Raw genomic sequence first — 13,763 nt, 5'->3', positions numbered from 1 at the left:
TGGTTGGTTTCGATTTGTTGTCAGGTGGATTTTCCGCGCCCGCCCGTCAGAGCAGGAACTTCTGATAGTCCGAGAACCATCGACGCGCGCTTCTGATGTTCTCGCGCTTCAGGTTTTCGGCTTCTTCGGCCTTTCCGGCGATCATCGCGTCGAGGATCTCTCGGTGCTCGAGCATCCCGGTCACGGCGCGGCCGGGCACGAGCACGAGGCGACGGATCAGCACACGTGACCGGTCGTAGAGAATGTCGAGGCTTTGCGAGAGGATCTCGTTGTTCGCCTCCTGGAAGCTTTGCTGGCGGAACTGGTTCACGCTCTCGACGTAGAAATCGAGATCGTTGTTCGCCAAAGCCGTCTCGGCCGGCGCGCCGAACCGCTCCCGCAACGCATCCCAGGTGCCCGGTTTGGCATTCTCGGTTGCCAGGCGGACCGCGAGGGCCTCAAGCACCTCGCGAACGTCGAAGAGCGACTTGACCTGCTCGACGCTCAGCCGCGAGACGACCGCCCCCTGATTGCGGACGCGCTCGATCAGACCGCGCTCCTCCAGAATGCCGAAGGCTTCCCGCAACCGCGGGCGCGACACATTGAATTCGTCCGCAAGCGCGGTTTCCCGAAGCTTCGAACCCGGTGGCAGATCGTGATCGACAATTCTCTGCCGCAGCGCGTTCACAACCTCGTTCACCCCCATTTTCGCGTTCTTTGGCATCGGCTCCTCCGGCTCAACCTCCGGACCGCCGCCCTGATTGACAGCGACCCTAGATAGCGTCTTCAATATTGTCAACAATCTTCCCTACAATTTCGCAGTCACAAGTGAAAACATCATAGGCAAGGATGGGTCCGATGAGAATCGTTTCCTTGACCACCGTCGATTTGACGCACGGCGCAGCGCACAGGAAACCTGTCACGATGGCGCTGCCGGAAGCCTCACTCAGGCCGTTGCCGCACACGCGACGGTGCCGATCCGGCCGGTCCCGATGACCTTTCAGATCCTGGCGATTCTATCGATTGGCTTGATCGTTGGGCGCTGCGTCGCCGCCCTCAGCGCCTGCTACTGTATCCGGCAGGGCGCGGCGAGCTTTCCGGGTCCGCTCGCCGAGTCGGCCGGCGGCGCTCGCACTGAACACCGTCGCCGTCGGGCCGATCTATCTTGACGGCAGGTCCGGGCTGTCGGTTGCGATCGGAAACCCGACCGCCGTGACCACGTTTTCGGACCTAAAGCCGGACACGATCCGGTTACGTGGTGGCACCGGTCTCACGAGCCACCAAGGGGCGCAGCCCGGACCGGCAGAGGTCTCGCGTAGCGCCCCCCCCCCCGAACACCATCCCCTCGGCTTAGGGGCTCGCGACGCGATGGCTTTCAAGCCGTCGACCGCGGCGATTTCAGCCGCACACGACCGGCGCAAGGCCGTCCGCAATTTCGAGGAGCCCCCAATCGCGGCCCTGCGTCGCCGCCAGCGTCAGACCCGCCGACGCTCCTGCCGGGGTGGTCAACGGCAAGGTGATCGCGCAACCACCGAGCAGGTTGATGGTGGTGGGATTGCGCAGCATCAGAAGGTTTGCCGCCCCGTAGGCGTCGTCATCAGCCAGGTCGTCTATGGTCGGCGCGACGATGGGAACCGTCGGCATGACGATGGCATCGTAAGGCGCCATCTCGGCCTCGGCCGCCGCGACGAAATCGGCGCGGGCCTTATCCAGCCGCGCCCTTGCATCGCCGGGCAATGCACCTGCGGCCTCGATCCTGTACCGCACCCGCGGGTCGAAACGCGAACCGGCGTTGGCCAGCCGCTCCTTCTGCATCGCGTAGGCCTCGATCCCGGGATAGGTGGCGATACGGTTCATCTCCGGGATCCGGTCAAGCGCCGAAAGCGAAATACGGTCCAGCACGACGTCCGCCGCGGAGAGGCGGCTCAACGCGGCGTCGTAGGCCGCGGCCACTTCGTAGTCCATCCCCTGCGTCACATAGTTGGTGACGACACCGAGGCGCAGGCTCCGACCCGCCAGGGCCGGTGCCGCGACAGGTTCACCTGAGAGCACCGAATGAAGCAGTACGCAGTCCTCGACCGAGCGAGCCAGCGGCCCGATGGAATCGAGCGTGGCGGACAGCGGATACACGCCGTCGCGCGGCACGGCATCGCGTGTCGGCTTGAACCCGACCAGACCGCAGAGCGCGGCGGGGATGCGCACGGATCCGCCGGTATCCGACCCGAGCGCCGCCGCGGCCATGCCGTCTGTCACCGAGATCGCCGCACCGGAGGAGGAGCCGCCGGGAATCCGCCGATTGGCGCGGTCCCATGGGTTGGCCGGCGTGCCGTAATGCGGGTTGAGACCGAGCCCCGAGAACGCGAACTCGGTCATGTTGGTGCGACCAAGGATCACCGCTCCCTCGGACCGGAGCCGACGCACAACTTCGGCATCCGCCCGGGCCGGCGCCTCGTCTGACAGCACGACGGAACCGGCGCGGGTCACGCGGCCCTCGATGTCAAAGAGATCCTTGACCGAGATCGGAATTCCATGCAGGCGACCAAGGCTGTCGCCTTGCGCACGGGCGCTGTCCGCGGCGGCCGCAGCCGTGCGGGCCTCCGCCGCGAAGACTTCGGTAAAGGTGCGGCCGCCTTCGCCAGCGGCGTCGGCTATCCGGTCCAGCGCTTCTTCAATCATTGCGGCGCTGCTGGTCTTGCCTTCGGCCAGAGCGGCAGCACAGTCCGTAATACCTTGTTCGAGCATGGAAGCGGTTCTTGTCGGTTTGCCCGGGCCGCCGGAGCGAGGCGGCCGGGGAAATGGATGGATGACCACGGCGTGCACGGCGATTGGTCCGGTCTCAGACGATAACGGGCAAACTGCGCACCTGGTATTCTGACGTGATCCGGCGGTTCAGCCGCGGGTCCGCAATCTGCATCCGAAAGGCCCCTGCGGGACGAATGCCGCCCAACACCGGCAACGTGCCGCAAACCATCGCCGCGCCGTCCTTCAGCTCGGCACCGTCGATCAGTTCGGCCAGAGGCAGGATATGTTCCAGCGTGCCCGACTGGTAATCGACCCATTCGCCGTTCTCGCAGATCCAGGAATTGAGCTGTAGTTCGTCCAGGTGATCGCGCACCTCGTCAAAGGCCCAGAGCGACGGGCTCACCGGCTTGGCGCAGACCTGCTTGGAATGCGGTACCGAGTACGCCTCCAGTTTGCGGTCGGTATGGTCCGAGCCGACGCCTAGCCACAACCGACCCTCCCATTTCAGCACTAAGGGTTCGGCCTCGCCCGAAGTATCCTCTCCCAGCACGTCAATGGCGTCGGCCTGCGTCAGCAGGTCGTTGGAGACCCGGTAGTACAATGGGGTCCTGGACGGTGGAGCGACGCCCAAAACGGCCAGTTCCTTCACGTGGTGATCGACCATTGCCCGGTCACGACCAGTCCAGCCGGCGACGATCACGTCGGAAATTGCAACCTCGCGGCTGTCGCCGCCAAGCAGAAAACGCATAGAAACTCCTGAATTTAAGTACTGAAAGGTGGGGAATCCCCGACTTACCACTCATGCAAGTTTCGGGGGTAAACGGTCATGACCTCGGGCGCATCGCCGCGCACCGCCACCATGTCGCCAAGCGCTGCTCCGGCGAGGTCCGGCACAAAGAGGTTGGGGTGGAACTCGAACAACATGCCATCGCGGATCTCGAGAAAGGCATCCTCGGGCGCAGGTTTCGAGGCCGGGTCGTAGGCCTGCGGGAACGGCGCGCTGACGACGCTGTCCTCATAGGAGTAGCCCAGTCCGTGCGCGGCGCGGAAGGTGAAGACGCCGTTCTCGTGCGGGTTGGGGAAATGCCGCTCCAGAACCGTTTCGAAGGCCCGATTGACGTCATAAAGGTTGCCGCCCGGCCGAAGCTTGGCCAAGCCTTCGGACATCATTTCCGCCGCCACGTCATAGACCCGGCGCTGCGCGTCGTTGGCCGGCCCGACGGTGCCGGAGCGAATCGCGTGGCCCCAATGCCCGTCGTAGATCATATAAATGCCCGCGATCACCTGGTCGCCGGACTGCGGCACGCGCATGCATTCCTCGCGCCAGAAGCGTGAATAGTCGGCGACAGGCCCGATGGTCAGCCAAGTCTGGATGTACTCCGCGCCGGCCAGGCGGGCGACCATCTCCATATGCGCCTGGATCTGATAGCCGCGCAGCCCTTGGCGGACGAGTTTCGGCATCTCGGCGAATATCGCGTCGCAAATATCCGCGGCACGGCGATGGAAGGCGAGCTGGAGCTGGTCCTTGACCACCCGGCGACGGTCCATCTCGTCCTGGAAGCCGGTCCATTCCATGCCGGGCAACGCACGGTCGAGCCCGCTCCAGATCACCAGCGGCATGTCGTCGAAGCCCAGGGTCGCGAGCCGTCGCGCCGGCCGCCCCAACCGGGTTTCAAGCGCCTCGACCACGGCCTTGCCGAAATCCCCCGGACGCGCGAAGCGGATGTCGTCGAACCAGAGTTTCTCCTGGCCGAGGAACTTCAGGAAGATGTTGGGCGTCAGCAGCATCGGCGCATGCCCTGGTACGAAGAGTATCATGGCCGGCGTGTTGTGCCCGTCCCAGTCGGCCAGGTAGCGCATGTTGCCATGCGACTTACTGCCCGAGCCGAGCGCGCTGCCGGTGGCGAAAACCACAAGGGCATCGAACCCCTGTTCGGTCACGCTGGCCTCCACGTCGGCCACGCGGGCGCGGAGTGTCTCGCTATCCATCAGTAGCATCTTGTTGTCCTTTTTATCTGGTCAGATCAGCAGGCCGCGGGGCGTGGGGACCCCCAGCATGCCGGAAAAAATTCCGTAAACCGCAAGCGTGGTGCCGGCGGCGATCAACAGCGCCGTCACGAACATGCGCGAACTCGGTCGCTCTCGCGCCAACATGCGGGCGAGGCAAAGCCCGACGACGAGGAAGCAAAAGGTGGTGAGATAGAACCCGATCAAGGGGAACAGCAGCACATACGCCGCGGCCAGGGTTCCGATAGCGAGAATAGCCCATACCTGGCGGTCCGGCACCGTGGTGGTCTGGGTGTACGCCGCCGACCCGCCGCGCAGCGTGTCGGCGATGGTCAGTACAAGCAGCACCGCCAGCGTCGCGATGACCAGTTTGGGGAAGACATCCGAGGGGTACCGCAGATCGGCGGCCTGCATCCAGAACAGGGCCGCCAGCGCGCCCAGCAAGAGGCTCGCCGCGAGCGTTGGCCCGCGTGCCAACCGGCGCGCCTCGACCTCCCTGGAAGCGGTCGGCATGTCCCCCTGGGCGCGCCGCGCGCGGATCCGGCTGATGCGTTCGATCAGCACGGGCGCGAAGAGCGACAGAAGGCAAAGCACGATAAGGGCGGCAGGCAGAGGCTGCCACACCAGCACCTCGAAGACAGAGTCCCGCGCGTGCGCCAGCCGGAGGGAAACCGAGAGCGACTCCTCGATCATCGGGCCCAGAACGAGGCCGAGCGCGATCGGCCCGGGCTGGATATCGACGCGCATCAACAGATAGGCGCCCACGCCCGCCCCTAGCATGATCAGAACGTCGAGCTCGTTGTTTCGGATCGAGTAGGCGCCGATCACCGACAGGACGATGACGATCGGGATGATGACATTCTTGGGCACGCGCAGCGCATTGGCGCTGATCCGCGCCACCAGCAGGCCCACGGGCAGCATGATAAGGTTGACCAGAAGAAGCCCCACGATGAAATCGTAGGCCTCGCCAGCGCTGTTTTCCAGAAGCTGCGGCCCCGGGGTGATGCCCTGCGACAGCAGCCCGCCCATCAGGACGGCGGCGGCGGCGTTCCCGGGGATGCCCAGCGCCAAAAGCGGTACCAGCGATCCGCCGACACCGGCGTTGTTCGCGCTTTCCGGGGCCACAAGCCCCTCGACCGCCCCCTTGCCGAAGCGGTCGGGGTTGCGATCCCAGCGGCGCGCCTCGTTGTACGCGATGATCGCCGCGACGCTGCCGCCGGCGCCCGGAAGGGTGCCGACGAATGTGCCGATCAGCGAGGATTGCAACAGCAACAACTTGCAGCGCCCGAACACATAGCCCGCCACCTCGCGCAGCACGTTCTTGCTCGGGGTGTAGCGGGCAATGAAGCTTTGGTCGGAGCCAAGTAGCACCAGCATCTGCGAAAACGAGAAGATGCCGATCATCACCACGACCATGTCGAAGCCCTGGACCAACGGATAGTATCCGAAGGTGAAGCGCGGCGACCCGACGACGGGGTCGAGGCCGACGGTGCTGATCACCAGCCCGATGACCGCGCCAAGCAGCCCTTTGATGACATTGCCCGAGGACATGGCTGCGATCGTGGTCAGACCGAAGACGGCGAGCCAGAAGAGCGATGGCGGGCCAAACTCCAGGGCGATGGAGGAGAGCGGCGCAAAGAAGACGAGAAGGATGATCACGCCGATCACCCCGCCCACGACCGAGGCCAGAAGCGCCGTCATCATCGCCTGCGGCGCCTTGCCCTTTCGGGTCATGGGGTAGCCGTCGAAGGCGGTGGCGATCGATCCCGGCTGGCCGGGCGTGTTGATCAGGATGGCCGCGATCGACCCGCCATACGTGGCGCCGCAGAAAATCGCCCCCAGCGCCAGCAACGCGGTCTGCGTCGGCAGGCCGAAGGTGAAGGGCAGCGCCAGCGCGATAGCGGTGACCACGGAAATGCCCGGCAGCATTCCGCCGACCACACCGAAGAAAAGGCCGGCCAGCACCGCGGTGAGGTTGGCGACTGTGATGGCGGAAACGAGGCCATGCAGCACCAGTTCAAGGATTGAAAAGTCCATGGAGACCCCGCACGAGACCTCGGATCATGGATCCGGTGACTGGAGTTTCAGGAGAAGGCGACATCCCGGGCGCGGCGCACCGCATTTGCGATGCTGGTGGCGCCGCGCCCGGGATGTCCGCCCGGACGACGCCTACTGGTCGCCGTACTTCTCGATCATGGTCTTGGCGAGCGGGGTAAACCGGTCGATCATCGCCTTGAGCTGATCGCCGTCCTCGTAGCTCACCACCTGCCCGGCCTCGGCATTCTTCTGCTGCACGGATTCGTCGGCATAGATGTTTCGCAGACCGTCCTTCAGGCGGACACGCACGTCGTCGGGGAGACCGGCGGGCGCGATCCAGATACGGGAGGCCACGGACTGAACGTCATAGCCCTTGTCGGCAAGCGTCGGCATGTCGGGCAGCCGCTCTGACGTGGCGGATGCCAAATAGTTGAGGCTGTCGCCGGCCGTCAGCAGCGCGCCGAGCGGTGCGAAGAGCGCATCGACGTGACCGCCCTGCACCGCGGCCAGCCCCTTGGCGCCGCCGGGGAACGGCACGACATTCACATCGAGCCCCTGGTCCTTGGCCCAGAGCGCGGCCAGATGCGAGGGACCAAAGCTTTCCACCGCACCGATGCTCAGCCGGCCGGGAGCCTCGGTCACGGCGGCCTTGAGTTCGTCGAACGTCGTATAGTCGCTCTTCTTCCGGGTCACGAGCACGATCGGGTCCGAAGCGGAAGCGGCCAGATAGTCGAAATCATCCACATCGTACTGACCGGTGCCATTTACCGCGTTCATCGCGATCAGCGGAAAAGTGTAGACCGCGATCGTGTAGCCGTCGGCCTCGGTCGAGGCGAGTTCGGTCGCGCCGATGGCACCACCGGCACCGGGCTTGTAGACGAAGGAAAGCGGCTGGCCGAATTCCTTGCCGAAGGCCTGCTCGATGAGTCGTGCCTGCATATCCGTGCCGCCACCCGGATTGAAAGGCACAACAACGGTAACCGGTTTGTCTGGGTATTCCTGCGCGAGGGCCGGTCCGCCAAGGACGGAGGCCACCAGGACTGCTCCTGCCAGCGTTTTGATCGCTTTCAACATTATTTGCTCCCTTTGGTTTTGAGTTCGTTCACGACACGCGCGCCGCGATGGCACTTCGAAACGACTTGATGTGCCGCTGCATGGCCGCTTTGGCCGCATCGGGATCGCGCGCCGTCAGGGCATCGACGATCTCTCGGTGCTCTGCGGTGACCACATCCACGCGCTCGTTCTGGGATAGCGAGATGACCCAGAAGCGCAGCGAGCGGTCGTGGAGGTTGACGAGGAGGTCGGCCAGCAGCCGATTTTGCGCGCAGTCCGCGAGCCGGCGATGGAATTCGCGATCGAGCTCCATCAGCGTTTCGGCGCCCGCCTGGTCGCCGAGCTTTTCAAACCTGGTGATCAGCGCGCGCATTCCGACCAGGTCCTGCTCGCTGGCCAGTCGCGCAGCGGCAGCAGCGGCATAGGGCTCGTTGAGATACCGGACGTCTATGACGTTCTGCACTTCTTCAAGCGTGACTGGGGCGATCATGACGCCCTTGCGCGGGATCAGCTGGACGAGGCCATCCTGCATGAGCCGCACCAGTGCCTGATGAACAGGCCCCTTGGTGAGGCCCAGCCGCGCGCAGATCTCGCTTTCGCTGTGGAATGTGCCAGGCGCAAGCGCAAGCGTGATGATCTCGCGCTTGATCGCGTCATAGGCCGTATCGCGCAGTCCCGGCCTCGTCTTCCCGTGGCCGCCCGCGTCAGTCCGAACATCCGAATCGTTAATCACCAGCTGGCTCCGACTCTGAATCTACTGTGAAATTTCACTAAGCGTATCACAAAACATTCACCATTCAACCACGCATCGATCAGCGAATTGGGCCGGCCTGTCCGGCTTCAGCGCCAATGAGACGGTTTCGGCTTAGAGATGAACCCGTCGAGGCTCGCGTGTGACCGGATCAGATCGAAGCCGATCCTCCATTCCTCGACGGTCTCGCGAACGCGGCGATAGCTGAGGACCAAGTGCTCGTCGAGGCAGTCGTCCCGGAGCATGATCTCGGCCTAGCGGCCGGCAATTGCCACACAAGGCGATGCAACAGGCGGCGAGCGCGACCCGATCGGCACCCGCTGCCCGCGCTCGAACTCAGACAGGCCGTCCGAACTGACGCGGATCGGATTGGCAAAGCCGAAGGTTCGGATCGGGCCGGCGCTCTCGGCGACCCGCGCGTCGCTGTGAGTGCGCGCCATACGGAGCCGGCCGGTCGGCGGACAGTGTTGTCGTGTCTCGCCTGCCTACTTCCGACAAGGAAACGGCCAGACTACCTTTGTCGATCGGCTTTGAGCGGGTTTCCGCGCAACGCTTTGCCAGATATTGCAGCGAAGCAACAAGTACACGGCACAAGGCTTTTTCGGCGAAATTGTCTTATGCCGGTGGAAGTCGTCTTCCTTGAGCGGTGTTGATGTTAATGTAACGGCACCGGAGAACCCGAGGACGTGTCGTCATGCCCACGCCCGAGCAAAGCCGTAAGGACGGTGTCCGCGTCACCACCTATGCCGGCCCCGGCGCGGAGCCCGAGATGCATATCGTACCGTGGCCGAAGGTGCCGCCGAAGGGGGCGCTCATCCGCATCGGCGCCTGCGGTGTCTGCGGCACCGACCAGCACATTCTCAAGGGCCACTGGCCGAAACCCCTGCCGTGGCCGTTCACCCTTGGGCACGAACTGGCCGGCGAGATCGTCGAGATCGGGTCCGAACTGACCAAGGACCACATGGGCAATCCGATCGGCGTCGGGTCGCGGCTGATGCTGCCGCCGCTCATGCCGTGTGGCTTCTGCGATTGGTGCAAACGCTATCCCGAGCAGTCCAACAAGTGCCTGACTCCGGTCTACTACGGCCGATACCTCGGTTTCGACAAGCCGCCGCATCTGTGGGGTGGCTGGGCGGAATACGTCTATGTGGACCTCGGTGAACTGCCGGGCACGAAGATCTACAAGCTGCCCGACGACATGAGCTATCTGCTGGGCTCGCTTTCCGAACCGCTGACGTCCTGTATCCGTGGCTTCAACCGCGCCATCCGGGCGGGAGCCTTCACGTGGGGCGACACCGTCGTCATCCAGGGCACCGGCCCGATCGGCATCCTCGCCATCGCCGCCGCGCAGGAAATGGGCGCCGGCCGTGTTATCGCCGTCGGCGCGCCTGAGAACCCGCGCCTTGCGCTCGCGCGGGAGTTCGGCGCCGAGGCGACCGTCGACATCACCGAACACAAGACCCCCGAGGACCGCATCGAGGTTGTACGCGACATCGTCGGCGGCTACGGCGCCGATCTGGTGATGGACTGTTCCGGCCATCCGACCGCCGGGCCGGAAGGGATCGAATTCCTGCGCGACGGCGGTTGCTATGTCGAGATGGGGCAGTTCACCGATGCCGGGAGCATCGAAACCAACTGGCACCGCATCTGCACCAAGGACATCACGCTGCTCGGATCCTGGGCGTTTACCGCCAACGACCTCGCCCTCGGCGTGCAGATGCTCGACAAGGCGCGCGACAAGTACCCCTGGCGGAAGATGCAGACACTGTATCCGTTCTCCCGTGACGGCGTGAAACAGGCCGTCGCCGACGCAATGGCCATGAAGACCGTCAAGAGCACCATCATACCGAACGAGGATATGGTTCGGGGAGAGTGAACCGCGCCAGCGCGTCGGCCAGGTACCCCTCCCCCCGAAAATGACCGTTGTGTCGCAGCCGGTGAGAGGCACGATCACTAGCCCTGTCAGGGGTCGATCTCGCTCGACCGCCAGCTCTTGTCGAAGACGGTGGGAAGCGGGCTGTAGAGCCTGAGTTGTACGGTTGCTTCGCGACCTGGAGCGCCGGCGGCTGCCAGGTGCCCTTGCCGACCGGAAGGATCGAGGGATCCCCGGTCTTCGGCCAGTACATGCGCAGGGCCAGATAGAAGGTGTCGTTCGGCGCGGGCAGCCAGTTCGACTCCTTGTCCTTGCCGGGCGAGCGACAAGAGAAGACCACCGGCCGCCGGTCCAAGGATTGAACCAATTCGACCGATCGCGGTCGCGCACCCCACTCTGGTCGCGCGCAGCCGCTGCGGGTAGAACGATACGGCGAGCGCAGCCTCGCCAATACAGCCGGTAATCGCCCCGGCGCCCGATCCGGCGATCAGCAGCAGAATGATCGACATCGACACATCGGCCAGGCTGATCGCGAGGATGCATGCCATCGCAAGCAGTCTGACTACGCCAACGGCGGCTACGAGAAGCACCATGATCAGGATGCCGGCCAGGCCGCCGATCCCAAATGCGGCAGTGCCAAGCGGCGCCTGACTGCGCTGGAGACCGAACTCGAGCAACGGCGCTGGCGTCCAATAGATCAGGGCATGGGTTACGAGGAAGATTCAGGAATGCGAATGCCCAAAGCAAAGCTGTCTAACCAGGCAGTCCATCACGGAAGAGCTGCGCAATAAGTTTCGAACTCTGCGCGTCGTTCGAAGGACGCTCACCTCGCGGTTCTGCTGCTTGCAGCAGGCGCCCATAGATCGGCATAACGAGCAGCGGCAACACGCCACCGAGCACGAACACTGCCTCCCAGCCATAGGCGCCCATCACCGGGCCGCCGATAAATCCGCCTGTAACCGCTCCCGCGGACAGGCCGCTGGCATCCAGAATCGTCGCGGATTCCTTTTGGCGCGCGGTCACGAAGCCGGTTGCAGCGACGATTGTTATCGGCACTGCCCCGCCGAGGCCGACCGCGGAGACAAATCGCAGGATGCTGAGAGACGCAACGTCCCACGCTGCCCCCGTCGCCAATGTGCCGATCCCGAACACGGCAACACAAACCCCCGCCGATCGCCCGAGGGCCAAACGATTGTGCCAATGGGCCACAAAGCACGTAGCCAACCACTGCGCCGAGGCTTGTAGCGACGAAGGCCGGCGTGAGCACTGAAACGGGAACGTTCCATTCGTTGCCAGCGAGGGCGCGACAATGCAATCGATGTTGTATCGAGCCCGTCCAGAAGCAGGATAAGAAAGCATATCCCTAACGCCCCGATGCTTTGGGCATCCGGGATACGGCTGCCCCTCGCAGCAAGGTCGGCCGTTTCCTCATCCGAAGTCATCTACTGGCTCGCGGAAGAAGGCCTGCGAAATGAAATTGATCAATAGGGGCGGAGCCAACGCTCAATTTTGGAAAAATACACTATTTTCCTGCTGCCTGCGGGTAACACCCCAAATTAATCACCGCCCGACTAGCGATAAAATGCGGATAAATCTGATTCTATTCGCGTTTGCGGCCAGTGTTGAATTTGTGACTATTCGCCTTTCCGCTGCATTCTCTTTAGCACACCAGGCCGCTAATCGGCGGCAATCCCGAGCATCCACGATGCTCGCCCGGTGCTGTCGCAACTGATCAAGCGATGGGCAGCCAATCCGACAAGTTTAAACCGACGGTCAGCAAAGACAGGAAATTGGAGGGGACGGTGGACAGGTTCAAATTTCCGACGGCGTTCACGATACTTTTTGTCCTGATCGCGATTGTCGCGGCGCTGACGTGGATCGTTCCGGCCGGTCAATATGAACGCCAATTCAACGAGGCGCTCAACGCGGAAGCCCCGGTTCCGGGAACCTATCAGCCGGTCGAGGCCAATCCACAGGGCCCCCTGGATGTCCTTCTCGCGCCGATCGCGGGTATGTACGACCCCGAGATCCTGGGGTCGTCGTCGTCCGCCGCCATCGATGTCGCGTTCTTCGTTCTCGTCATCGGCGGCTTCCTCATGGTCGTCACCAAAACCGGGACGATAGATGCCGGGATCGGCTGGCTGCTTAAGGCCTTGCGAGGCCGAGAGATCGTACTTATTCCGATCCTGATGACCGCCTTCGCCTTCGGCGGGACGAGCTATGGGATGGCGGAGGAGACCCTTGCCTTCTACGCGCTCATCATCCCGGTCTTCATCCGGGCCGGCTATGATACGGTGACCGGCGTTGCCGTGATCATGCTCGGCGCAGGGATCGGCACGCTAGGCTCCACCTTCAACGCCTTCGCGACCGTCGTCGCCTCCCAGGGGGCAGGTATCCCGTTCACCGACGGTATCGTGCTGCGCTTCGTCATCCTTGGCGCGTGCCTGGCGGCGGGAATCCTGTTCGTGATGCGATACGCGCGACGGGTGAAGGCCGTGCCGTCGGCATCGATCGTCGCCGAAACCGCTGAGCGGGACCGCATGCATTTCCTCAAGGACTCGGGAGGCAGCGAGACCGCGTTTCCGCCCATGACCCGGGTCCGATCGATCATCCTGATCCTGTTCGGCCTAACCTTCGGCGTGATGATCTACGGCGTCGTCGCGCTCGGCTGGTGGATGGCGGAGATGTCGGCATTGTTCCTGCTGATGACGATCGTGATCTGGCTCGCCGGCCGGTTCGACAAGAGTTCGCGGATGGACGAGCACGAGTTCGTCGACGCGTTCATCAACGGCGCGCGCGACCTTCTGGGCGTCGCCCTGATCATCGGCGTCGCCCGTGGCGTCGTGGTGATGATGGACGCCGGCCGGATCACCGACACGATCCTGTACGGCGCCGCCGGCATCGCCGCCGACTTCAGCGAGGCGGTCTTCATCAACGTGATGCTGGGTATCCAGATATTGCTGTCCTTCGCGGTGCCGTCGTCCTCGGGTCTCGCCACGCTGACGATGCCGATCATGGCGCCGCTATCCGATTTCGCCGGTGTACCGCGCGACCTCGTCGTCACCGCCTATCAGTCCGCGAACGGTTGGGTGAATCTGTTCAACCCGACATTCGCCGTCGTCATGGGTGGCCTCGCGATCGGCCGCATCTCCTACGACCGCTGGCTGCGGTTCGTGGCCCCGCTGCTGCTCGTTCTGCTCGTCATCATCGTGGCGGCGCTGAGCTTCGGCGCCATCACATCCGGCATGGCGTCCGGCGAGCCGCCGCCCGCGGCAACGAACACCCTGTAGCATGAGCGGCGCTCGCGCTACCGTTCTTCAA

General features: G+C 63.9%; 12 protein-coding genes and 1 pseudogene. 3 read left to right on the top strand and 10 right to left on the bottom strand.

Features of this window, described 5'->3' with window-relative positions; all coding sequences use genetic code 11:
• Positions 1-46 precede the first annotated feature (46 nt).
• Positions 47-703, bottom strand: a complete 657-nt coding sequence (locus ACSF9G_RS09220) for a GntR family transcriptional regulator (RefSeq protein WP_436640776.1) — start codon at positions 701-703, stop codon at positions 47-49.
• A gap of 37 nt (positions 704-740) precedes the next feature.
• Between ACSF9G_RS09220 and ACSF9G_RS09215 the strand changes: the two genes are divergently transcribed.
• Positions 741-1,148 (top strand): biotin transporter BioY, encoded by a 408-nt coding sequence (locus ACSF9G_RS09215; protein ID WP_436640774.1) that lies wholly within the window; start codon positions 741-743, stop codon positions 1,146-1,148.
• A gap of 229 nt (positions 1,149-1,377) precedes the next feature.
• Here ACSF9G_RS09215 and ACSF9G_RS09210 read toward each other — a convergent pair whose 3' ends face one another.
• The 7 genes from ACSF9G_RS09210 to ACSF9G_RS09180 form a co-directional block, all read right to left on the bottom strand.
• Complete coding sequence (locus ACSF9G_RS09210) at positions 1,378-2,721, bottom strand: amidase (protein WP_436640772.1); 1,344 nt, start codon at positions 2,719-2,721, stop codon at positions 1,378-1,380.
• 94 nt (positions 2,722-2,815) lie between these two features.
• Complete coding sequence (locus ACSF9G_RS09205; RefSeq protein ID WP_436640770.1) at positions 2,816-3,469, bottom strand: DUF2848 domain-containing protein; 654 nt, start codon at positions 3,467-3,469, stop codon at positions 2,816-2,818.
• Positions 3,470-3,513: 44 nt separating this feature from the next.
• The gene (locus ACSF9G_RS09200) at positions 3,514-4,719 is read right to left on the bottom strand and encodes a M24 family metallopeptidase (protein WP_436640768.1); all 1,206 of its coding nucleotides are present in this window, start codon (positions 4,717-4,719) and stop codon (positions 3,514-3,516) included.
• A gap of 21 nt (positions 4,720-4,740) precedes the next feature.
• A complete protein-coding gene (locus ACSF9G_RS09195; protein ID WP_436640766.1) occupies positions 4,741-6,741 on the bottom strand; it encodes a tripartite tricarboxylate transporter permease in 2,001 nt (666 codons plus the stop codon).
• 156 nt (positions 6,742-6,897) lie between these two features.
• Positions 6,898-7,704 carry a tripartite tricarboxylate transporter substrate binding protein gene (locus ACSF9G_RS09190; protein WP_436640764.1) on the bottom strand — a complete coding sequence of 269 codons (807 nt, stop codon included), beginning with the start codon at positions 7,702-7,704 and terminating at the stop codon, positions 6,898-6,900.
• A 163-nt stretch (positions 7,705-7,867) separates the two neighbouring features.
• The gene (locus ACSF9G_RS09185) at positions 7,868-8,551 is read right to left on the bottom strand and encodes a GntR family transcriptional regulator (protein WP_436640762.1); all 684 of its coding nucleotides are present in this window, start codon (positions 8,549-8,551) and stop codon (positions 7,868-7,870) included.
• A gap of 107 nt (positions 8,552-8,658) precedes the next feature.
• Positions 8,659-8,814 carry an integrase core domain-containing protein gene (locus tag ACSF9G_RS09180; RefSeq protein WP_436640760.1) on the bottom strand — a complete coding sequence of 52 codons (156 nt, stop codon included), beginning with the start codon at positions 8,812-8,814 and terminating at the stop codon, positions 8,659-8,661.
• 449 nt (positions 8,815-9,263) lie between these two features.
• On the opposite strand from ACSF9G_RS09180, the gene ACSF9G_RS09175 reads away from it, so the two are divergent.
• On the top strand, positions 9,264-10,445 hold the full coding sequence (locus ACSF9G_RS09175) for a zinc-binding dehydrogenase (protein WP_436640758.1): 1,182 nt from the start codon (positions 9,264-9,266) through the stop codon (positions 10,443-10,445).
• Between the two features lie 166 nt (positions 10,446-10,611).
• Here the strand turns inward: ACSF9G_RS09175 and ACSF9G_RS09170 are convergent.
• Positions 10,612-10,764, bottom strand: a pseudogene (locus tag ACSF9G_RS09170) (DUF1214 domain-containing protein); the annotation flags it as partial.
• A 431-nt stretch (positions 10,765-11,195) separates the two neighbouring features.
• Complete coding sequence (locus ACSF9G_RS09165) at positions 11,196-11,801, bottom strand: MFS transporter (RefSeq protein WP_436640756.1); 606 nt, start codon at positions 11,799-11,801, stop codon at positions 11,196-11,198.
• Between the two features lie 443 nt (positions 11,802-12,244).
• Between ACSF9G_RS09165 and ACSF9G_RS09160 the strand changes: the two genes are divergently transcribed.
• Entirely contained in the window at positions 12,245-13,732 is a 1,488-nt protein-coding gene (locus tag ACSF9G_RS09160) for a YfcC family protein (protein WP_436640748.1), read from the top strand.
• Positions 13,733-13,763 lie beyond the last annotated feature (31 nt).

It is taken from the genome of Microbaculum mangrovi, from assembly GCF_051390635.1.
In the GTDB taxonomy this organism is placed as follows: Bacteria; Pseudomonadota; Alphaproteobacteria; order Rhizobiales; family Tepidamorphaceae; genus Microbaculum.
Note: the sequence above shows the minus strand (reverse complement) of the source record. Positions and strands in the feature narration are given on the sequence as shown.

Coding starts and splice junctions, on each gene's coding strand:
- ACSF9G_RS09220 (WP_436640776.1), bottom strand. CDS start 703: ATGCCAAAGAACGCGAAAATGGGGGTGAACGAGGTTGTGAACGCGCTG.
- ACSF9G_RS09210 (WP_436640772.1), bottom strand. CDS start 2,721: ATGCTCGAACAAGGTATTACGGACTGTGCTGCCGCTCTGGCCGAAGGC.
- ACSF9G_RS09205 (WP_436640770.1), bottom strand. CDS start 3,469: ATGCGTTTTCTGCTTGGCGGCGACAGCCGCGAGGTTGCAATTTCCGAC.
- ACSF9G_RS09200 (WP_436640768.1), bottom strand. CDS start 4,719: ATGCTACTGATGGATAGCGAGACACTCCGCGCCCGCGTGGCCGACGTG.
- ACSF9G_RS09190 (WP_436640764.1), bottom strand. CDS start 7,704: ATGCAGGCACGACTCATCGAGCAGGCCTTCGGCAAGGAATTCGGCCAG.
- ACSF9G_RS09180 (WP_436640760.1), bottom strand. CDS start 8,814: ATGCTCCGGGACGACTGCCTCGACGAGCACTTGGTCCTCAGCTATCGC.
- ACSF9G_RS09175 (WP_436640758.1), top strand. CDS start 9,264: ATGCCCACGCCCGAGCAAAGCCGTAAGGACGGTGTCCGCGTCACCACC.
- ACSF9G_RS09165 (WP_436640756.1), bottom strand. CDS start 11,801: ATGCTTTCTTATCCTGCTTCTGGACGGGCTCGATACAACATCGATTGC.